Below are 20,189 nucleotides of genomic sequence, written 5' to 3'. Positions count from 1 at the left end.
ATTTTTCTGACGTTTACAACTTCTGGAATCACAACCATGGGATGCCTGCTTAAACAAGGTGGCGGACTGTATGCCCGCCTGCGGGTCGGCGCGGTGTTGCTGGCCGCCGGCGAGGGGCGGCGTATGGGCGGCGTGAGCAAGCCTCTGATCCGCCTGCAGGGCGTGCCCCTGATCAACCGGCAGCTGATTGCGCTCAGCGGCGCCGGGGTGGACGAGGTCGTGGTGGTTACCGGCCATGCGCGTGATGCCATCGAGGCGCAGGTCCGGAGTTTCCCGGTCACGCTGGCGCACAACGCCGACTATGCCCAGGGCCAGCAAAGCTCGGTGCGGGCCGGTCTGGCGGCGCTTCGCGGCAATTTTGACGCCGTGTTCATCGTGCTGGCCGACCAGCCCCTGATCGGGTCGGCCGATCTGGTCGAATTGATGGCGGCCTTCAAGAAGCGCCCCTCGGGCAATCTCGTGGTGCCTGTCGTCAAGGGTCAGCGCGGCAACCCGATCCTGCTGGACGACGTGGCGCTGGCCCAGGTCCTGGCCAGCGATACCCATCTGGGTTGTCGCCAGCTCATCGAGCGTCAACCCGAGCTGGTGTATGCGTTTGAAACCAGCAATACCCGTTTCACCACCGACCTGGACACCGTCGAAGATGTGCTGCAACTGGCACAGCGTACTGGCTGGAAGCTGGAGCTGCCTTCCGGTGAGCTTGCTGCGTGAAGCTGGCTGTGGCCGACGGCGCGCTGCAGTGGCATTGGCCGGTCCCACTGGCCGTGCACCGCTTTGCTGGTGCTTCCGAAGTCAATCCGGTGCTGGCCCGGGTGTTTGGCGCCATGCGTGCCACGGATGCTGCGGCACCGGGGGGCAACTTCTACGCCAGCGCTGACGATCTGCTGCGCCGGGTGGATCTTCCGGAGTTCCATGCGCTGCTCAAGTTCATTGCCGCGTCCCTGCAGGCCACGGCGCAGCAGGCCAATGCCGGCGTGTGGCCGGCGGGCCGTCACGGGCTGCAGCTTGAACTGATGGGGGTGTGGTTCCAGATCCAGAACGGTGCAACTTTCCATGACATTCACACCCATGGGAACTGCTCGTGGTCGGGGGTGTATTACGTGCAGATCGATCCGGTGGCGCAGCGTCGGCAGCACCCCGACTTCGGCGACCTCAACGGCGCCACGCGCTTTTACAGCCCGATGTTCCCATTGCTGGGCGGTGCACACATCGACACGGGCAATGCCTGGTTGCAGCAGGCCACTCTGGACGTGACGCCGCAGGAGGGCGAACTCGTCCTGTTTCCCGCCATGCTGGCACACAAGGCCATGCCTTACGCCGGTGAGCGGGACCGCATCATCGTTTCCTTCAACGCGCAAATTCGCGCACCGGACGGGGACCAGCTGTTCCACTACGCGGGCACTTGAGTCACCGAGCAGTCGCCGAGCGGACGGGCCGCAAGCCGCGCCCGGGTTAGCATGAGGAATGCCTGACACCACCTCTTCCTGCGCTTCCGCCGTCCCCGATGGTTTTGTTCCTGTTCGTGTCGGTGGCCCCTTTATCGAGGTCAACGGCCCGTTTCACGCGAGGCTGGAAGGCCAGCGGCTGCTGCTGGGTTTTCGCGTCGAGGAGCGCCACAGCAACCCGCTGCAGATGTGCCACGGCGGCATGCTGGCGTCGTTTGCGGACATGCTGCTGCCCTGCGCGGCGATGTACCAGACCGACACCGACAGGCGCTTTCTGCCGACCATCAGCCTGCAAATCGATTACCTGGCGCCGGCCAGGCTGGGGGCGTGGGTGCAAGGCCAGGCCGACATCCTGCGCAGCACGCGCAACATGATTTTTATTCAGGGCCTGGTGACGGCCGACGGTGAGCCGGCCTTGCGCATCAGCGGCATCTTCAAGCAGGGCCCGCTGATTAGCGACGGCAAGGATCGCGACCCATTTTTGCTACGAAGTTGATAGCTGCTGACGCAAGCAAATAAAGGGCTGGAGGCTTCTTTTGCTTGAAATGAATCAGGCGGCCTCGGTCAGCAGACCGGCGGCACGCTGCACCTCGATGCGGATCTCTTCGGTCAGCCGCGCCTTCAGTTCGACAAACACCGGCGTGGTTTTGACCGAATAGTGGCGCGGGTGGGCGATCGGCACCGGCAGGTCGCACTTGATGCGGCCAGGGCGCGCGCTCATCACCACCACGCGGTTGCCCATGAAGATGGCCTCGTCGATGTCGTGGGTGACAAACAGCACGGTCTTGCGTTCAGCTTCCCAGATGCCCTGCAGCAGTTCCTGCATCAGCTCGCGGGTCTGGTGGTCCAGCGCGCCGAAGGGCTCGTCCATCAGCAACATGCGCGGGTCGTTGGCCAGGGCTCTGGCCAGCGCGGTGCGCTGCTGCATGCCGCCCGAGAGCTGTTTGGGGAAGTGGTTCTCGAAGCCCTTGAGGCCCACCTTCTGGATGAAGGGCCGGGCAATCGCGTGCTGCTCGGCCAGCGGCAGGCCTTTTTCGCGCAGGCCGAAGCAGACGTTCTCAAGAATGCTGAGCCAGGGGAACAGCGTGTAGCTCTGGAACACCATGCCGCGGTCGGCGCCGGGGCCGCTGACGGGTTTGCCGTCCAGTGTGATGCTGCCGGTGCTCGGCGTATCCAGGCCGGCGACCATGCGCAGCAGCGTGCTTTTGCCGCAACCCGAGGGCCCGAGGATGGTGATGAAGTCGTTCTCGGCCACGCTGAGGTCGGTGGCCTGCAACGCCACCGTGCCGCCGTTGGCCCCGGCGAAGGTCTTGGAGATCTGGGAAATTTCGAGGATGTTCATGGTCACAGTCTTGCCCAAGGGAACAGCTTGCGGTTCAGGGCCTTGAAGGCAAAGTCGGTGACCAGGCCGATGATGCCGATCACGATGATGCCGAAGATGATCTGGTCGGTGGCCAGCAGCGCCTGGCTGTCGGTGATCATGTGCCCGATGCCGCTGGACGCGCCTATCAGTTCGGCGACGATCACATAGGTCCAGGCCCAGCCCAGCACCATGCGCAGGGTCTCGGCAATCTCGGGTGCGCTGCTGGGCAACAGCACCCGCGTGACGATGCCGCGGTCGCCCGCGCCCAGCGTGTAGGCGGCTTCGACCAGGTCGCGCCGGGTGTTGCCCACACTGACCGCGAACATCAGCACCAGCTGGAAAAACGAGCCGATAAAAATCACCGCCAGCTTTTGCGCCTCGCCAATGCCGGCCCAGAGGATCAGCAGCGGAATGAAGGCCGAGGCCGGCAGGTAGCGCGCAAAACTCACGAAGGGTTCAAAAAATGCTTCGATGGGTTTGTAGGCGCCCATCAGCACGCCCAGCGGCACGGCCAGCACGGCAGCAATCAAAAAGCCGCCCAGCACGCGCCACACCGTCATACCGATGTCCTTGATGAAGCCCTGGTTGGCCAGCAGGTCGTAACCCGAGCGCACCATGGTCACCGGGTCGGCCAGGAAAGTCTTGGACACGTAGCCGCCAAACGTGGCGAAGGCCCAGACCGCGAAGAACAGGATGAAAAAACTGATCCCGAGCATGATGCGCATCCCGGGGTTCACCGCTTGAAGAGGTTTCATGCAAGACCCTTAAGGCACGCCGCAGCTCCTCGATGGCCTCTTGCGGCGCAGCGTGGACGACCGGAACCGTCCGCGCTAGGGTATGCATGCGGCCTTTTCATCAACCAAGCAGGGGCCGCGGGGCTGGCTTTGCCAGACCACAGGCGCAGCGTCCCCTTTTTCCATGCAAGGGGCAGGGCGCCGCCGCAGGCTCGCAGTGAGCAACCGTGGGGGCTCATTTGATAAAACGCGTGTCGGCGAGCTTGCTCATGTCGGGCAGGGCCTTGATGACACCGGCTTCGAGCAGCAGGTCGGCGGCTTCCTTGCTGAAGGCAGCGTGTTCGCCGGCAAAAAACTTCTGGTTGGCGGCGCGGTCCTGCCAACGCAGGTATTTCTGGCTGGCTTCGAACTTGTCGGCCGGCTGCTTCACGTCGGCGCCCATGATCTCGAAACTCTTCTGCGGGTCTTTCTTGATCATGTCCAGCGCTTCGAAGTAGCTGTCGGCCAGCGCCTTGGCGGCTTTCGGGTTGTCGGCCAAAAACTTGGGTGTGCAGCCCACGGTGTCCATGATCATCGGGTAGTCGAGTGTGGTGGCGATGATCTTGCCGGCTTCCGGTTTGGCACGCACCGCACCCAGGTAAGGCTCGTAGGTCATGGCGGCGTCGATGCCGTCGGTGCCGGCAATCATCGCGTTGGCGGCGGCTTGCGGCTCGAGGTTGACGATCTTCACGTCTTTCGGGCTCAGGCCGTTTTTCTTGAGCATCCAGGCCAGGGTGAACCAGGGCGCGGTGCCGGGCGCGCTGGCGGCCACGGTTTTGCCCTTGAGGTCGCTGATTTTGGCGATGTTGGGTTTGACCACCATGCCGTCGGCACCATAACTCTTGTCGAGCTGGAAAATCTGCGTGGTGGCCACGCCATTGGCGTTCCAGACGATCCAGGTCTCCACCGTGGTGGCGGCGCACTGCACGTCACCCGAGGCAATCGCGAGGTGGCGGTCTTTTTGCGGAATTTTCTTGATTGTCACGTCGAGGCCGTTCTTCTTGAAGATGCCGGCTTCCTTGGCCAGGGTCAGCGGCGCAAAGCCGGTCCAGCCCGACATGCCCAAAGTGATTTTGGTTTCCTGCGCCTGTGCGGAGACACAGACCAGGGCGACGAGGGACAGGGTCAGCAGCTTCTTCATGGGAACTCCTTGGGTTGACTTGTGAAGGGAAGGTGATCGGAGGGTATGCAGTGTTCATGCCAGCTTCAGGGCGTGCAGCTCGGGCATGTCGGCATCCAGTGCGCGTGCAATGTCACCGCTTGCCACAAGGTGGTGCACGGCTTCCATGTCGCGCGCCAGGCTGCGGTCTTCCATCATGGCCGGCGAGACGATGCGGATCAGGCGCAACACACGCTCCAGCGGCGCCGAGCTTTTGAGCGGGCGCAAAAATTCAATGCCCTGGGCCGCGGCCAGCAGCTCGATGCCGACAATATGCGCCGTGTTGCGCAGCATGGGCTGCAGGCGCCGGGCTGCAAAGGTGGCCATGCTGACGTGGTCTTCCTGGTTGGCCGAGGTTGGCAGGCTGTCCACGCTGGCCGGATGCGCCAGCGACTTGTTCTCGGACGCCAGCGCGGCCGCCGTGACGTGCACGATCATGAAGCCGGAGTTGAGCCCGGCATCGGGCGTGAGGAAAGGCGGCAGGCGCGACACCACGGTATCGACCAGCATGGCGATGCGGCGCTCGGTGATGGCGCCGATTTCTGCAATCGCCACGGCCAGCGCATCGCAGGCCAGCGCGACCGGCTCGGCGTGAAAGTTGCCTCCGGAGAGCAGGCTGCCCTCGTCGGCAAACACCAGCGGGTTGTCGGTGACGGCATTGGCCTCGATCGCCAGCACCCTGGCGGCGTAACGCATCTGGTCCAGGCAGGCCCCCATGACCTGCGGCTGGCAGCGCAGGCAATACGGGTCCTGCACGCGGTCGTCGTTGTCGAGGTGGGATTTGCGGATCTCGCTGCCGGCCATCAGCGCGCGGTAGGCCGCGGCGCAATCGATCTGCCCGGGCTGGCCGCGCACCGCATGAATACGCGGGTCAAACGGGCCGTCGCTGCCGCGCGCGGCGTCCAGCGTCAGGGCACCCGAGATCACCGCCGCTTCAAGCAGGCGCTCGGTGGCAAACAGTGCATCGAGCGCCAGTGCGGTCGAGACCTGCGTGCCGTTGATCAGCGCCAGGCCTTCCTTGGCCGAGAGCTGCAGGGCCGGCAGGCCGGCCTGCTTCAGCGCGGCGGCGGCCGGCAGGCGCTGGTCCTTGTAGAAAACTTCACTTTCGCCGATCAGGGGCAGGCACAGGTGCGCCAGGGGTGCCAGGTCGCCCGAGGCGCCGACCGAGCCCTGGCAGGGAATGACCGGGCAGATGCCGTGGTTGTGCAGATCAAGCAGCGCGTCGATGACCTCTTCGCGCACGCCGGAATAACCACGTGCCAGGCTGGCCGCCTTGAGCAGCAGGATCAGGTGCACCACACGCCGGGACAGCGGCTCGCCCACGCCGACGGCATGCGAGCGCAGCAGCTTGAGCTGCAAAATGGCCAGGTCTTCCTTGGCGATGCGCGTGTTGGCCAGCTTGCCGAAGCCGGTGTTCACGCCGTACACCGCGGCGCCACCGCTGGCCGCCCGGTGCACCAGTGCGGCGCTGGCACGCACGCCCGGGCGGCAGGCGGCGTCCAGCCGGACCGGTGGTGGCACGACCGCGCACAGGCGGCGCAACTGCGCCATGGACAGCTGGCCGGGAATCAGGAGTTCTTTGTCAGGCATGGTATTTTTTTGTCTCCGTTCGCCCTGAGCTTGTCGAAGGGTTCCCATGCAATTCGGGACAGGCTTCGATCCTTCGACAAGCTCAGGACAGGCTTTGGTGGGTTCAGCCGATCATGGGCAGGTTCAAACCGTTTTCTTTCGCACTGGCTTTGGCGATCTCGTAGCCGGCATCGGCATGGCGCATCACGCCGGTGGCCGGGTCGTTGAACAGCACCCGTTCAATGCGTTCTGCCGCTTCGTCCGTGCCGTCGCAGACGATGACCACGCCCGAATGCTGCGAATAACCCATGCCGACGCCCCCGCCATGGTGCAGGCTGACCCAGGTGGCGCCGCTCGCGGTGTTGAGCAGGGCGTTGAGCAGCGGCCAGTCGCTGACGGCATCGCTGCCGTCCTTCATGGCTTCGGTTTCACGGTTCGGCGAGGCGACCGAGCCGCTGTCGAGGTGGTCGCGGCCGATCACGATGGGCGCCTTGAGCTCGCCCGATTTCACCATCGCGTTGAAGGCCAGGCCAGCCAGATGCCGCTCGCCCAGCCCTATCCAGCAAATCCGTGCCGGCAGGCCCTGGAAGCTGATGCGTTCTTCGGCCATGTCCAGCCAGCGGTGCAGGTGCTTGTTCTCGGGGAAGAGTTCTTTCATCTTCGCATCGGTCTTGCGAATGTCTTCGGGGTCGCCGGAGAGGGCCACCCAGCGGAAGGGGCCGACGCCGCGGCAAAACAGCGGCCGGATGTAGGCCGGCACAAAACCGGGGTAGTCAAACGCGTTGGCGACGCCGAAGTCCTTGGCGACCTGGCGCAGGTTGTTGCCGTAGTCCACCGTCGGGATGCCCATGGCGTGAAATTCGAGCATGGCCCGGACGTGGACGGCACAGGATTCGCCTGCAGCTTTCGTGAGTGCCGCATGTTGCGCCGGGTCTTTCTGCGCGGCCTGCCATTGCGCCACGCTCCAGCCCGCGGGCAGGTAGCCGTTGATGATGTCGTGCGCCGAGGTCTGGTCGGTGACGAGGTCGGGGCGCATGCCGCCGGCCGCGGCGCGGCGTGCCAGTTCGGGCACGATCTCGGCGGCATTGCCACACAGGGCAATCGACACCGCTTCCTTGCGGCTGGTGTGGTGCTTGATCAGCGTCAGGGCCTCGTCGAGGTCTTTGGCCTGCTTGTCGACGTATCTGGTGCGCAGCCGGAAATCGATGCGCGACTGCTGGCATTCGATGTTGAGCGAACAGGCGCCGGCAAAGGTCGCGGCCAGCGGCTGCGCGCCGCCCATGCCGCCCAGGCCGGCAGTCAGCACCCAGCGGCCGGCCAGCTCTCCGCTGAAATGTTGCCGGCCGGCTTCGATAAAGGTTTCGTAGGTGCCCTGCACGATGCCTTGTGTGCCAATGTAAATCCAGCTACCAGCTGTCATCTGGCCGTACATCATCAGCCCGGCGCGGTCGAGCTCGTTGAAATGCTCCCAGGTCGCCCACTTGGGCACCAGGTTGGAGTTGGCGATCAGCACACGCGGCGCGCCGGGGTGGGTACGGAAGACGCCGACCGGTTTGCCTGACTGCACCAGCAGGGTCTCGTCGGGCTTGAGTTTTCGCAGCGAGTCGAGGATGGCGTCGAAGGCCGGCCAGTTGCGCGCGGCCTTGCCGATGCCGCCGTAGACCACGAGTTCGTCGGGGTTCTCGGCGACTTCCGGGTCCAGGTTGTTCTGGATCATGCGGTAGGCCGCTTCGATCTGCCAGTTGGCGCAACTGAGGGTGCTGCCGCGCGGCGCACGCACCGGCCTGGCCTTGCTGTCGAGGAAAGGGGTTTGTGAAAGGTCTGACACGGGTGGCTCCTTCATGGCTGTCTTGCCGGGCGGGGTAAAACTCGCAAGATTCGTTCCGGTAAATCCTAGTTGTCTATACAACTTGTGTCAACTGGGGTAATCTACGGCTTATGGCAAAACCCCTGTTGCCTGCCTATGAGCAGGTCAAGGCCTTCATCAAGACGCGCATCAGCGCCGGCACCTGGAAGCCCGGCGACCCGGTGCCCAGCGAGGCGGCGCTGGCGGCGCAGTTCGGCATCAGCCGCATGACGGTTAACCGTGCCCTGCGCGAACTGACCGCCGAGGGCATGGTGACGCGTGTGCAGGGTTCGGGCACGCGCGTGGCCGAGCTGCACCGCATCTCCTCCCGGCTCACGATTCGCGACATTCATGAAGAAGTGGTGGAGCGCGGCCATGTGCACACCACCCGGGTGCTGATGGTGGAGGCCGAAAAGGCCAGCGCCGACCTGGCCAGGACGCTGGGCCTGCGCACCGGCGCCCGGGTTTTCCACACCATGCTGGTGCATCTTGAAAACGGTGTGCCCATCCAGTACGAGGACCGCTACGTCAATCCGGCGGCGGCGCCCGATTTCCTGGAAACCGACTTTACACGGACCACGCCCACCCACCACCTGCTGCAACATGCACCGCTGACCGAGGCCAGTTATTCGATCGAGGCCTGCCTGCCCAGCGCGCAGGAGGCCAGACAGCTGGGCATCAAGCGCGGCGATCCCTGCCTGGCCATGATGCGGCGCACGGTCAGCGGGTCCCATGTGGCCAGCGTGGCCCGGTTGATTTATCCTGGCACGCGTTACAGCTTTGCAGGACAATTTCAGGCATGAATGGACACCCATTCCCAACGCGAACCCGTCAAGCGGAGGTCACCCCATGAGCTGGCAAAACATTCCCCTGGAAGAGGTGGCGCCCACGGCCTGGCGCAACGGCGGCGGCATCACGCGCGAATTGCTGGCCTGGCCCACCGCCGAGGACTGGGACTGGCGCATCTCGGTGGCCGAGGTTGAAAAAAACGGGCCGTTTTCGCGCTATGAAGGGGTGCAGCGCTGGTTCGCCGTGCTGGGTGGCGCGGGTGTGCGGCTGACGCTGGACGGGCAGATCCGGGAGTTGACGCCGCAAGGCGAGCCGCTGTGTTTTGACGGTGCCCTGGCCTGCAATTGCGAACTGATCGACGGTCCCACCGAAGACTTCAACCTGATGCTCAAGAACGGGCGTGGCAGCGCGCGCCTGGTCCGCGTTCTGGGTGCGCTGGATGTGGAGGTCAAACCGGGCACACGCGTCGCCGTGTATGCCTGGGACGAGCCGGTGACCGTGCAGGTCAACAGGAAGTTTGTGACGGTGCCGCCGCACACGCTGGCCTGGCGTGCGCTGGCCGACGGGGCTTCGGTGCGCATTGAAGCAACAAGCGCGCTCTGGATGGAAATGGCACGATGACGGTGCAGCTCTGGCGGCATTGCCGCGTGGCCACCCTGCAGCCTTCGCATCCCGCGCCTTACGGCCTGATCGAGGACGCGGCCCTGGTGCTGGAGGGCGGACGCATCGCCTGGGTCGGGCCGCGCCGCGAGTTGCCGGCGGACCTGGCGGCACGCTGCACAGGCGAGCACGATGCCGGCGGCGCGCTGGTCACGCCGGGCCTGATTGATTGCCACACCCACCTGGTGTACGGTGGCGACCGTGCCCACGAGTTCGAATTGCGCCTGCAGGGCGCGAGTTATGAAGACGTGGCACGCGCCGGCGGCGGCATCAATTCGACGGTGAAAGCCACGCGCGCCGCGACCGAGGCGGAACTGGAAGTGCAGAGCCTCAAGCGCCTGCGGGCGCTGGTCGCCGAAGGCGTGACCACGCTGGAGATCAAGTCGGGTTATGGCCTGGCATTCGAGCACGAACGCAAGGCCTTGCGCGTGGCGCGTGGACTGGGCCGTAGCCAGCCGGTGGACGTCCGCACCACCTTTCTGGGCGCCCACGCCATTCCCCCCGAGTTTGCCGGCCGCGCGGATGCTTACGTGGACGAGGTGGTGCGCATGTTGCCGCTGCTGCATGCCGAAGGCCTGGTCGATGCGGTTGATGCGTTTTGTGAACGGATAGCCTTCAGCACGGGGCAGACCGAACGGGTGTTTCAGGCGGCCCACGCACTGGGCCTGCCGGTCAAGCTCCATGCCGAGCAGCTCAGCGACAGCGGCGGCGCTGAGCTCGCCGCGCGTTATGGCGCGCTCAGCTGCGACCACCTGGAGTGGCTGGGCGAACAAGGGGCCGCCGCGATGGCGGCCGCCGGCAGTGTGGCCGTGCTGCTGCCCGGGGCGTTTTATTTTCTGCGTGAAACAAAACTGCCGCCGGTGGCCCTGCTGCGCCAGCACGGCGTGGCGATGGCGATCTCCACCGACTGCAACCCCGGCAGCTCGCCTTGCACCTCGCTGCTGCTGATGCTCAACATGGCCTGCACGCTGTTTCGCCTGACGCCCGAGGAGGCGCTGGCCGGCGTCACCCGCCACGCGGCGAAAGCGCTGGGGCTGGACGATCGCGGTGTCATCGCCCCCGGCAAACGTGCCGACTTCGTGTTGTGGGATGTGGCCCATCCCGCGCAACTGGCCTGTGCCCTCGGCGCCAATCCGCGCCTGCAGACGGTGTTCAAGGGTGAGCTGGTATGAGTTTTGCGGCGCACCGCAGCACAAGGACGGCGCCGGCATAGTCTCGATGCCGGCCATGCCGATGGCGGGCTCTGGCGGCTGGACGACGAATCCCTGGTTGCCCCTGGCCTGAATTCAAAAAAGAGAGGGCGATTCCCAGCCAATGAGAAATACTGTTTTACGCGTTCAGGCAAGAACCTGATACTGAAACGATGTTGCCTGATTCCCATGCTGTTTCTGCGGTTGATCGCGCCCTGGTGGTGCTTGCCACGCTGGCGCAGCAGGGGCATCCCATGACAGCAACGGACCTGGTGCGCAAGACCGGCCTGAGTCAGAGCACGCTTTACCGCCAGCTCCATGCCCTCAAGCGCTGGGGGTTTGTTCTTGAAGTGGAGGGGCGCTACGCCCCCGGCCCGTTGAGCCTGCAACTGGCGCTGGGTTTCGACATGGCGTCCCACCTGGCCCGGCAGGCACGCCAGGACATGCTGGTGCTGGCCCAGCAGTCCCAGGAAAGTGTCGGCCTGATCGTCGCGGTGAACGGCCAGGCGATTTGCATCGAGATGGTCGAGAGCCGGCAAGCCCTGCGCTGCTCTTTCGAAAAAGGCCGCAGCGTCCCTCTGGAAAAAGGCGCTTCGGCGAAATGCCTGCTGGCCCACCTGCCCGAGGCGGCCCGGGACGCGGCTTTGGCTGCAGCACACCCCGGCGTCCCGCTGGCCGAGCCGCTGGCCGAGCTGAGCGCGATCCGCAAGGCCGGCTTTGCCGTCAGCAACGGCGAGGTCGATGCCGGTGTCTGGGGCGTCAGTGCGCCCTTGTTCGCCATGGGAAAACAGGCCGTCGGTGCCTTGACGCTCATGGCACCCGGCGTGCGCATCCAGGACAAACATTCCCCCCTGATTCAGATGACGGTGGTCGCCGCCGCCCGTATTTCCCGAAGTTTGAGTAGCTTGATTCATTAACCCCCCCTGGAGAAAATCTCATGAACTTTCGCCGTCAATTTCTGCTTTCCTGCTTTGCCGTCCTCGGTTTGGGTGCGGTGGGCGCACATGCGCAAGATGTCCTTCGCGTCGGTACCGATGCCACCTTCCCGCCCATGGAGTACGTCGAGGGCGGCAAGCGCACCGGCTTCGACATTGAGCTGGTCGAGGCGGTCGGCAAGGTATTGAACAAGCGCATCGAATGGGTCGATATCGATTTCAAGGGCCTGATCCCGGGGCTGATTTCGAAGCGTTTTGACATGTCGGTGTCGGCCATCTACATCACCGATGACCGCAAGAAGGTCGTCGATTTCACCGACGCCTACTACGCGGGCGGTCTGGTGGCCATGGTCAAGGAGGGCAACACCGCCATCAAGACCCTGGCAGACCTGAATGGAAAAAAAGTGGCTGTGCAGGTTGGCACCAAGTCGGTGTCCTACCTGGCCGCCAACCACCCGCAGGTGCAACTGGTGGAGGTCGAGAAAAACCAGGAGATGTTCAACCTGGTCGAGATCGGCCGTGCCGATGCGGCCGTGACCGGCAAGCCCGCAGCGTTCCAGTATGTGCGCACCCGCGGCGGCCAGCGCGTGCTGGAGCAGCAGCTCACGACCGAAGAGTACGGCATGGCGCTGCGCAAGGACAGCCCCGAGCTGACCCGGTCCGTCAACGGTGCACTGGCCAAGCTCAAGGCCGACGGCACCTATGCACAGATCGTCAAAAAGTGGTTTAGCGGCACCACCAGGTAAACCGTCAACCGCGGAACGCATCAGATGGAACTCGATTTCTCTCCCGTATGGGCTGGCTGGCGCAACCTGCTGCAGGGCGGCCTGGTGACCGTGGAAATCACCGCGGTGTCCCTGGCGCTGGGTTGCGTCATGGGGTTGCTGGTGGGGATAGGGCGGCTCAACCCGAAAAGGCGCGTGGTGTATGCGCTGTGCACAAGCTACGTGGCCGCGATTCGGGGGACGCCCTTGCTGGTGCAACTGTTCCTGCTGTTTTTCGGGTTGCCGCAGTTCGGCATCCTGCTGCCGGCCTTTGTCTGCGGCGTGATCGGCCTGGGCATTTACTCCGGCGCCTATGTGTCGGAAATTGTGCGCGGGGCCATCCAGTCGATTGACCGGGGCCAGATGGAAGCGGCGCGATCCGTGGGCATGTCGTATGGCACGGCCATGCGCAGCATCATCCTGCCACAGGCGCTGGTGCGCATGATTCCGCCGCTGGGCAATGAGTTCATTGCGCTGATCAAGAATTCAGCGCTGGTGTCCCTGCTGACCATCCACGACCTGATGCATGAGGGGCAGAAAATCATCAGCGTGTCCTACCGCTCGCTGGAGGTTTACCTTGCCATCGCCGTGATGTATTTTGTTCTGACCGGGCTGACAACGCTGGCGCTGCGCCGCATCGAACAGCGGCTGCGTGCGGGAGGCATGGTGCAATGAAAAACGAACAGGCGATTGTCAGCATACGCGGCTTGCGCAAGTCTTTCGGCGACCACGCCGTGTTGAAGGGCATCGATTTCGATGTCCAGCCGTCGCAGGTGGTGGTGGTGATCGGACCCAGCGGGTCGGGGAAAAGCACTTTCTTGCGCTGTTGCAACGGTCTGGAGACACCCGAGAAGGGCCGGGTCGAGATCTGCGGGCGCACCTTGGTCGATGACGGCCAGATGCTGGGTGAGGCGGCCCTCAACCATCTTCGCGAAGACGTCGGCATGGTGTTCCAGTCCTTCAACCTGTTTCCCCACCTGCCGGTGATTGACAACGTCACCGTCGGCCCGCGCAAGGTGCGCGGTGTTTCCAGGAAACAGGCGCAATCCGAAGCCATGGCGTTGCTCGAGAAGGTGGGGCTGGCCGAAAAAGCCCATGCCATGCCCGCCAGCCTGTCCGGTGGGCAGAAGCAGCGGGTGGCCATTGCCAGGGCACTGGCCATGCAGCCCAAGGTCATGCTTTTTGACGAGCCCACTTCTGCGCTGGACCCCGAGCTGGTGGGCGAGGTGCTGCAGGTCATGAAGCTGCTGGCGAGCGAGGGCATGACGATGATGGTCGTGACCCATGAAATGGACTTTGCGCGCGAGGTGGGCGACGTGGTGGTGGTGATGGATGGCGGTGTGGTGATCGAAGCCGGGCCGCCCGCTATCATTTTCACCAACCCGGCGCAGACCCGAACGCGGGATTTCCTGCGAGCAGTCCTGTCCCGGAGTTGATCGCTTTTTGTTCGTTGCCGCCTGGTTCCCCGCGGGCCGTGTGTCCCTGGTGCCCGGGCGGCTTCCACTTGTTTTGAATGGTGAGCCTGTATGAGTTTTACCCTGCAACGCGGCAATGCCCCCCTGCTGGTCAGCATGCCGCACACCGGCACCGATATTCCACCTGAACTGCGCGGCGATTACACCGAACGTGCGCTGGGCGTGGAGGACACCGACTGGCACCTGCAGCGTCTGTACGATTTTTTGCCGGCGCTGGGCGCCAGCGTGATCACGCCGCGGTATTCGCGTTACCTGATCGACCTGAACCGCCCGCCCGACGACGCGCCCATGTACCCCGGCGCCTCCAACACGGAACTGTGCCCCACGCATTTCTTCAACGGCGATGCGCTCTACAAGGACGGCAGGGCACCCGACCCGGCCGAGCGCCTGCGCCGACGCGAAACGTACTGGCAGCCCTACCACGCGGCGCTGGCCGCGGAGCTGGCGCGCCTGAAGGCCCAACACGGTTTTGTGCTGCTGTGGGATGCGCACAGCATCCGTTCCGAAATTCCGTGGCTGTTCGAAGGCCGCCTGCCGGACCTCAACATCGGCACGGCCAATGGCGCGGCGGCGGATGTCTCCATCACCGCTGCCGCGGCGGCCGCCTGCGCCGGGGTTGCGGGTGTGAGCAGCATCGTCAATGGCCGCTTCAAGGGCGGCTACATCACGCGCCAGTATGGGCGGCCCGCTGAGCATGTGCACGCGGTCCAGCTCGAGAAATGCCAGCGCCTGTACATGCAGGAAGTGGCACCGTTTGCCTATGATGAGGTGTTGGCGCAAAGGATACAACCCGTGCTCAAGAACATGGTGACCGGCAGCCTGGCCGCTGCCTGCAAGCTGTATGGCCGCTGAGGTGACGCGTTATGTCGCGCCCCAGGCCTGGGTGGACGGCGCCTGGACGCAGGATGTGCTGCTGGCGGTGGCCGCCGACGGCACCTGGACCAGCATCGAGCCCAACGCGGTGGAGGAAGCGCAACGCGGGGCGGTGCGCCTGGCCGGGCCGGTGTTGCCGGGGCTGGTCAATGCCCACAGCCACGCTTTCCAGCGCGCCATCGCCGGGCTGACCGAGCGGTCCCTGGGCGGCGACGATGATTTCTGGAGTTGGCGCGACCGCATGTACAGCGCCGCGCTGCGCATCACGCCCGAACAACTTGAAGCCGTGGCGGCGCTGCTGTATGCCGAGTTGCTGCAGGCCGGCTACACCCAGGTCTGCGAGTTTCATTACCTGCACAACAACAGCGACGGCCAGCCGTATGCCGACCCGCTGGCCATGTCGCTGGCGCTGGTGCGTGCCGCGCAGCGCGTGGGCATGGGCCTGACCCTGCTGCCCACGCTGTACATGCGTTCGGGTTTTGCGGCCTCCGGCCTGCGCGAAGACCAGCGGCGTTTTGCCTCCACGCCCGATTCGGTGCTGCGCCTGGCCGAGGGCGTGTTGCGCCAGGGCGGCCACCACCTCAACATCGGCCTCGCCATACATTCGCTGCGTGCCGTGGACGAGGCGGCGCTGCACGACGTGGCAGCAGCGGCCCATGCAGGAGGCATGGCTGTGCATATCCACATAGCCGAGCAGATGCAGGAAGTGCAGGACTGCGTCGCCGCACTGGGCGGACGGCCTGTCGAGTGGCTGCTGGCACACGCACCGGTCGATGCACGCTGGAACCTGGTGCATGCCACCCAGTCCACCGTGGCCGAACTGCAGGGCGTGCAGCGCAGCGGCGCGGCGATTGTGATCTGCCCGACGACGGAGGCCAATCTCGGCGACGGCGTGTTCGACCTGCCGGCCTATGCGGCGGCGGGCGGCCGCTGGTCCATCGGCTCGGACAGCCATGTCACGCGCAGCTGGCAGGAAGAGCTGCGCCTGCTCGAGTATTCACAGCGCCTGAGCCTGCGCCAGCGCAACATCGCGGGGCGCCTGCTGGCCAGCTCCAGCAGTGCGGACAACCTGTTCAACGCTGCGCTGGCCGGTGGGCACGCCGCCACCTCGCTGCCGCTGGGCGGCATCGCGCCCGGGCAGCGCGCGGATTTTGTCGTCGTCGATACCGCATCGCCGGCCCTGCTGGGCATTCCGGCCGATCACCTACTGGACGCCATGGTGTTCTCCAGCCCCGACGCCCGCTTCAGCGAGGTGTTTGTGGCGGGGCAACGCGTGGTCAGCGGCGGGCGGGTGGCCGGCTGGCCGCGGCTGGCGGCGGAGTTTTCGCAGGCGATGCAGGCCCTGTGGGCTTGAGACTTGTCATCCTGGACGCGATCCGGAATCCATGCCTGCCAACCAGAGCCGCCTGATGGCCACCATGGATTGCGGCTCAGGCCCGCTATGACAAACCAGGCGCCGCGAGCCAGCATCCGATGATGCCGGCTCCACCTGCCTCGGCGCGTTACTATCAAATAAATAGCTGACTACGAAGGCACAGCAATGGCTGCAGCCGATTTTTATGTCAGACGGGCGCGTGACACCCTAACGCCCGGCGAGCAGCGCTTCCACCGCCGCACCCAGCGCCAGCAACTCCCGGTCCGCGCCTCGCCGGCCCACCAGCATCAGCCCGACCGCCAGCCCGCCGCCGCGCGGCAGCGGCAAGGTCAACGCCGGCAGGTCAAAGAAATTGAAGGCCGACGGGTTGCGCAGCAGCAGGGCGTTGGTGCGCAAAAATACCTCTTCGGCCTGCACCTCGGCGATACGCGGCGCCAGCAGCGGCACGGTGGGCAGCACCAGTGCATCGAGCTGTGTCATACGCGCATCGAGTGCCGGCAGCAGTGCGGCGCGCGCCTGCTGGATGCCGACATAAGTCGCCGCGTCCAGCGTCTGGCCGCGGCGTATGCGGCCCAGCACGATGGGGTCGTATTCCTCGGGCCGGCTATTGACCCAGTCGCGGTGAATCCACGCGGCCTCGGCGGCCACCAGGGTGCCGCGCTCCTGCAGGCGAAAGGGTTCGCCCAGCAAGTCGTCGAGGGCTTCATCCCGGACCTGGGCACCGGCGCCCGCGAGTTGCGCCAGGGCTTGTTCCACGGCGGCCAGCACCTCGTCTTGCGCCTGGCTGAACAACAGGCCGCGCGGCACGCCCAGGCGCAAGCCGCGTACATCGCGCTGCGGCAGGGCTTGCGGCGTGATGCCGGCCAGCACGCTGTCGGTGGCGGCGGCGTCCGCCACGCTGCGGCACAGCGGCCCCAAGGTGTCCAGGGTGAAGGACAGCGGAAAAGCGCCGTCGCGCGTGACCCGCGCCTGGGTTGGCTTGAAGCCCACCAGGCCGTTGAGCGCCGAGGGAATACGCACCGAGCCGCCGGTGTCGGAGCCGATGGCGATCTCGGCCATGCCGCGCGCCACCGACACGCCCGCGCCCGAGGACGAGCCGCCCGGGATGCGGCTGATGTCCAGCGCGTTGCCGGGTGTGCCGTAGTGCGGGTTGATGCCGACGCCCGAGAAAGCGAACTCGGTCATGTTGGTTTTGCCGATGATGACGGCGCCGGCGGCACGCAGGCGGCTGACCACCACGGCATCTTTGGCCGCCGGCGCGGCATCGCGCAGCAGGGCCGAGCCGGCGGTGGTGGCTTCGCCGGCCACGTCGAACAGGTCCTTGATCGAGACGATGCAGCCGTCCAGCGGGCCCAGGCACTGGCCGCTGGCGGCACGCCGGTCGGCGTCCAGCGCGGCCGTGCGGGCGGCGTCGGCGTACAGCCGCGTGAAAATGCGCCGGCCTTCATCGCCGGCAGCCGCAATCGCGGCCAGCGCCGCCTCGAGTTTCTGGGTGGAAGTGTTTGTGCTCATGGGGCCTTACCTTAACGCATTGCGGTGGCGCTTGCTGCGCGGGGCGCCCTGCACCGCCATGCCAGATGCTATGAAGTTGATAGCTGCCAGCGCCCGTCTATAAAAGGCTGGAGGTACTTTTTGCTTGCAAAATCGGCTGCCAGCCCAGGGAAGGACGCCTCATGGCAGCCCGGAAAGTGTGTTGCGGCCTATCATCGCCGGATGAACGCCACCTCCAACACCGCCGAACTTTCCCTTCGTTCCCTGTTTGATGCCCAGCACCGCGCCAGCCGCGCCCAGGTGGACGTGCCGCTGGCCTTGCGCCGGGACAGGCTGCAGCGCATGCGCCGCCTGCTCGATGAGCAAGGCTCAGCGCTGGCGGCAGCCGTGCAGGCCGACTTCGGCGTGCGTTCGCCACAGCTGACCGAAATTGCCGACCTGTTTGTACTGCGCACGCTGCTGTCGCACACGCTCAAACATCTGCCGAAGTGGGTCAGGCCGGTGAAGGTGGCCACGCCGATCTACCTGCAGCCGTCGAGCGCCTATTTGCAGCGCCAGCCCCTGGGCGTGGTCGGGGTGATCTCGCCCTGGAACTACCCGGTGCAGCTGGCACTGGCGCCGGCCATCACGGCCCTGGCGGCGGGCAACCGCGTCATGCTCAAGCCGAGCGAGCTGACGCCGCGCACCTCGGCGCTGATGGGCGAGCTGATCGGCCAGGCCTTTGCCGCCGACGAGTTCTGCGTGGTCGAGGGGGATGCGGCGCTGGCGGCGGCCTTCACCCACCTGCCTTTTGATCACCTGGTGTTCACCGGCTCCACGGCCACCGGACGCAAGGTGGCCGAGGCCGCCGCCGCCAACCTGACGCCCACCACGCTGGAGCTGGGTGGCAAGTCGCCGTGTATCGTCGATGCGTCCAGCGACCTCGACAGCGTGGCCCTGAAGATCGCGCACGGCAAGCTGCTCAACGCCGGGCAGACCTGCATTGCGCCCGACTATGTGCTGGTGCCGCAGGGCAGGGAAGCCGCTTTTGGCGACGCCTTTGCCCGCGCCGTGGCCAGGCTGTTTCCCACCATCGCCGGCAACCCCGACTACGCGGCCATCATCAGCCCGCGCCACCACGAGCGCCTGCAGGCGCTGCTGGCCCAGGCCGAAGGCGAGGGCGCGCGGCTGCAGGTGGTGAATCCGGGTGGCGCTGCGCCCGGAACCGCAAGGCAGATGGCGCCGGTGCTGGTGTTCGGCACCACCCCGGCCATGAAGTTGATGGACGAGGAAATTTTCGGCCCCGTCCTGCCGGTGCTGCCGTATGCCACGCTGGACGAAGCCATCGGCTACATCAACGACCGGCCACGTCCGCTGGCCCTGTACTGGTTCGGCACCGACACGGCCGCGCGTGACGCGGTGCTGGCGCGCACCGTGAGCGGCGGCGTGACGGTCAACGACACGCTGATGCACATCGCCCACGACAACCTGCCCTTTGGCGGTGTTGGCGACAGCGGCTGGGGCGCCTACCACGGCGAAACAGGTTTCCTGCGTTTCACGCAGCAAAAACCGGTGCTGGTGTCGTCGAAGTGGGCGCGCGGCGACCTGTTCTACCCGCCCTATGGCAAACGTTTCGACCAGATCATGGGGTTGCTCAAACGCTGGTTGTAAGGCGGTCGTCGGCCCTTGTCTTTTTCGGCAGGCGGGAAGGGATAATCAAACGATGTTGTTGAAAGCGTTCATCACGACCCTGTGGCTCAGTGCCGCCATGGGCCTGGGCGGCCTGCCGGGCCGCGCGCAGGCGCAGCCGGTGGTGGTCGCGGCGTCGGACCTGAAGTTCGCGCTGGAGGAAGTGGTTGTCCTGTTCGAGAAGGAAAAAAAGCACAAGCTTCGCCTGGTGTTCGGCTCGTCGGGCAACTTCTATTCGCAAATCCTGCAGGGCGCGCCTTTCCAGATGTTTCTCTCGGCCGACGAGGACTTCGTGTTCAGGCTGGCGGATGCCGGCAGGACGCGCGACCGCGGCAGGCTGTATGCACTGGGCCGCATCGGCATCCTGGTGCCGCACGGTTCGGCCCTGAAGGCCGACGGTGAGCTGAAGGACCTGGCGGCGGCGCTGAAGGACGGGCGGCTGCAGAAGTTTGCCATCGCCAACCCCGATCACGCCCCCTATGGCGCCCGGGCCAGGGAGGCGCTGCAACACGCCGGCCTGTGGACCCAGCTGCAGCCGCGGCTGGTGCTCGGTGAAAACATTTCGCAGGCCGCGCAGTTTGCCACCTCGGGCGCAGCCCAGGGCGGCATCATCGCGCAGTCGCTGGCGCTGGCGCCCAGCGTCGGCCGGCTGGGCACGTTTGCGCTGATTCCCGACAGCTGGCACCAGCCGCTGCGCCAGCGCATGGTGCTGCTGAAAAATGCCGGGCCGGCCGCCCAGGCGTTTTACGACTTCATCGGCACGCCGGCCGCGCAGGCGGTGATGGGCCGCTACGGCTTCGTGATGCCCTAAGCC

20 protein-coding genes are annotated in these 20,189 nt (G+C 65.5%); 14 read left to right on the top strand and 6 right to left on the bottom strand.

The window, feature by feature from the left end:
* Window positions 1-36: 36 nt before the first annotated feature.
* From B7G52_RS03925 to B7G52_RS03915, 3 genes are read left to right on the top strand one after another with little or no spacing between them, the layout of a single operon-like run.
* Window positions 37-711, top strand: a complete 675-nt coding sequence (locus tag B7G52_RS03925; protein ID WP_096696350.1) for an NTP transferase domain-containing protein — start codon at window positions 37-39, stop codon at window positions 709-711.
* A complete protein-coding gene (locus B7G52_RS03920; protein ID WP_229676310.1) occupies window positions 708-1,406 on the top strand; it encodes a TIGR02466 family protein in 699 nt (232 codons plus the stop codon). Before B7G52_RS03925 ends, B7G52_RS03920 begins: the two co-directional genes overlap by 4 nt.
* Window positions 1,407-1,464: 58 nt before the next feature.
* Window positions 1,465-1,941 carry a PaaI family thioesterase gene (locus B7G52_RS03915; protein WP_096696349.1) on the top strand — a complete coding sequence of 159 codons (477 nt, stop codon included), beginning with the start codon at window positions 1,465-1,467 and terminating at the stop codon, window positions 1,939-1,941.
* Window positions 1,942-1,995: 54 nt separating this feature from the next.
* On the opposite strand, the gene B7G52_RS03910 is transcribed toward B7G52_RS03915, so the two are convergent.
* The 5 genes from B7G52_RS03910 to hutU form a co-directional block, all read right to left on the bottom strand.
* Window positions 1,996-2,787, bottom strand: a complete 792-nt coding sequence (locus B7G52_RS03910) for an ABC transporter ATP-binding protein (RefSeq protein WP_096696348.1) — start codon at window positions 2,785-2,787, stop codon at window positions 1,996-1,998.
* Window positions 2,788-2,789: 2 nt separating this feature from the next.
* Complete coding sequence (locus tag B7G52_RS03905) at window positions 2,790-3,563, bottom strand: ABC transporter permease (protein WP_096696347.1); 774 nt, start codon at window positions 3,561-3,563, stop codon at window positions 2,790-2,792.
* A gap of 214 nt (window positions 3,564-3,777) precedes the next feature.
* Complete coding sequence (locus B7G52_RS03900) at window positions 3,778-4,722, bottom strand: ABC transporter substrate-binding protein (RefSeq protein WP_096696346.1); 945 nt, start codon at window positions 4,720-4,722, stop codon at window positions 3,778-3,780.
* 54 nt (window positions 4,723-4,776) lie between these two features.
* Window positions 4,777-6,330: a histidine ammonia-lyase gene (gene hutH / locus B7G52_RS03895; RefSeq protein ID WP_096696345.1), complete on the bottom strand. Its 1,554-nt coding sequence runs from the start codon at window positions 6,328-6,330 to the stop codon at window positions 4,777-4,779.
* Between the two features lie 103 nt (window positions 6,331-6,433).
* A complete protein-coding gene (gene hutU, locus B7G52_RS03890; RefSeq protein ID WP_096696344.1) occupies window positions 6,434-8,152 on the bottom strand; it encodes a urocanate hydratase in 1,719 nt (572 codons plus the stop codon).
* 95 nt (window positions 8,153-8,247) lie between these two features.
* Between hutU and hutC the strand changes: the two genes are divergently transcribed.
* The 9 genes from hutC to B7G52_RS03845 all read left to right on the top strand — a co-directional run bounded on the left by hutC (window position 8,248) and on the right by B7G52_RS03845 (window position 16,195).
* The gene (gene hutC, locus B7G52_RS03885) at window positions 8,248-8,958 is read left to right on the top strand and encodes a histidine utilization repressor (protein ID WP_096696343.1); all 711 of its coding nucleotides are present in this window, start codon (window positions 8,248-8,250) and stop codon (window positions 8,956-8,958) included.
* A gap of 46 nt (window positions 8,959-9,004) precedes the next feature.
* Window positions 9,005-9,565, top strand: a complete 561-nt coding sequence (locus B7G52_RS03880) for a HutD family protein (RefSeq protein ID WP_096696342.1) — start codon at window positions 9,005-9,007, stop codon at window positions 9,563-9,565.
* Window positions 9,562-10,776, top strand: a complete 1,215-nt coding sequence (gene hutI, locus B7G52_RS03875; protein WP_096696341.1) for an imidazolonepropionase — start codon at window positions 9,562-9,564, stop codon at window positions 10,774-10,776. Before B7G52_RS03880 ends, hutI begins: the two co-directional genes overlap by 4 nt.
* A 191-nt stretch (window positions 10,777-10,967) precedes the next feature.
* A complete protein-coding gene (locus tag B7G52_RS03870) occupies window positions 10,968-11,711 on the top strand; it encodes an IclR family transcriptional regulator (protein WP_096696340.1) in 744 nt (247 codons plus the stop codon).
* A 20-nt stretch (window positions 11,712-11,731) separates the two neighbouring features.
* Window positions 11,732-12,475, top strand: a complete 744-nt coding sequence (locus tag B7G52_RS03865) for a transporter substrate-binding domain-containing protein (protein ID WP_096696339.1) — start codon at window positions 11,732-11,734, stop codon at window positions 12,473-12,475.
* 24 nt (window positions 12,476-12,499) lie between these two features.
* Window positions 12,500-13,168: an amino acid ABC transporter permease gene (locus B7G52_RS03860; RefSeq protein ID WP_096696338.1), complete on the top strand. Its 669-nt coding sequence runs from the start codon at window positions 12,500-12,502 to the stop codon at window positions 13,166-13,168.
* Window positions 13,165-13,929: an amino acid ABC transporter ATP-binding protein gene (locus B7G52_RS03855; protein WP_096696337.1), complete on the top strand. Its 765-nt coding sequence runs from the start codon at window positions 13,165-13,167 to the stop codon at window positions 13,927-13,929. The genes B7G52_RS03860 and B7G52_RS03855 overlap by 4 nt, the downstream gene beginning before the upstream one ends.
* Before the next feature lie 90 nt (window positions 13,930-14,019).
* Complete coding sequence (gene hutG, locus B7G52_RS03850) at window positions 14,020-14,820, top strand: N-formylglutamate deformylase (RefSeq protein WP_096696336.1); 801 nt, start codon at window positions 14,020-14,022, stop codon at window positions 14,818-14,820.
* Complete coding sequence (locus tag B7G52_RS03845) at window positions 14,810-16,195, top strand: formimidoylglutamate deiminase (protein WP_096696335.1); 1,386 nt, start codon at window positions 14,810-14,812, stop codon at window positions 16,193-16,195. The genes hutG and B7G52_RS03845 overlap by 11 nt, the downstream gene beginning before the upstream one ends.
* A gap of 228 nt (window positions 16,196-16,423) precedes the next feature.
* Here the strand turns inward: B7G52_RS03845 and B7G52_RS03840 are convergent, their stop codons facing one another.
* Window positions 16,424-17,728 (bottom strand): amidase, encoded by a 1,305-nt coding sequence (locus tag B7G52_RS03840; protein ID WP_096696334.1) that lies wholly within the window; start codon window positions 17,726-17,728, stop codon window positions 16,424-16,426.
* Between the two features lie 201 nt (window positions 17,729-17,929).
* Between B7G52_RS03840 and B7G52_RS03835 the strand changes: the two genes are divergently transcribed.
* Together B7G52_RS03835 and modA are read left to right on the top strand one after the other, a co-directional pair.
* Entirely contained in the window at window positions 17,930-19,357 is a 1,428-nt protein-coding gene (locus B7G52_RS03835) for a coniferyl aldehyde dehydrogenase (protein WP_096696333.1), read from the top strand.
* A 52-nt stretch (window positions 19,358-19,409) separates the two neighbouring features.
* Complete coding sequence (gene modA / locus B7G52_RS03830) at window positions 19,410-20,186, top strand: molybdate ABC transporter substrate-binding protein (RefSeq protein WP_096696332.1); 777 nt, start codon at window positions 19,410-19,412, stop codon at window positions 20,184-20,186.
* The last annotated feature ends 3 nt before the right edge of the window (window positions 20,187-20,189 follow it).

The organism is Polaromonas sp. AER18D-145 (assembly GCF_002379095.1).
Lineage (GTDB): Bacteria > Pseudomonadota > Gammaproteobacteria > Burkholderiales > Burkholderiaceae_C > Polaromonas.
Note: the sequence above shows the minus strand (reverse complement) of the source record. Positions and strands in the feature narration are given on the sequence as shown.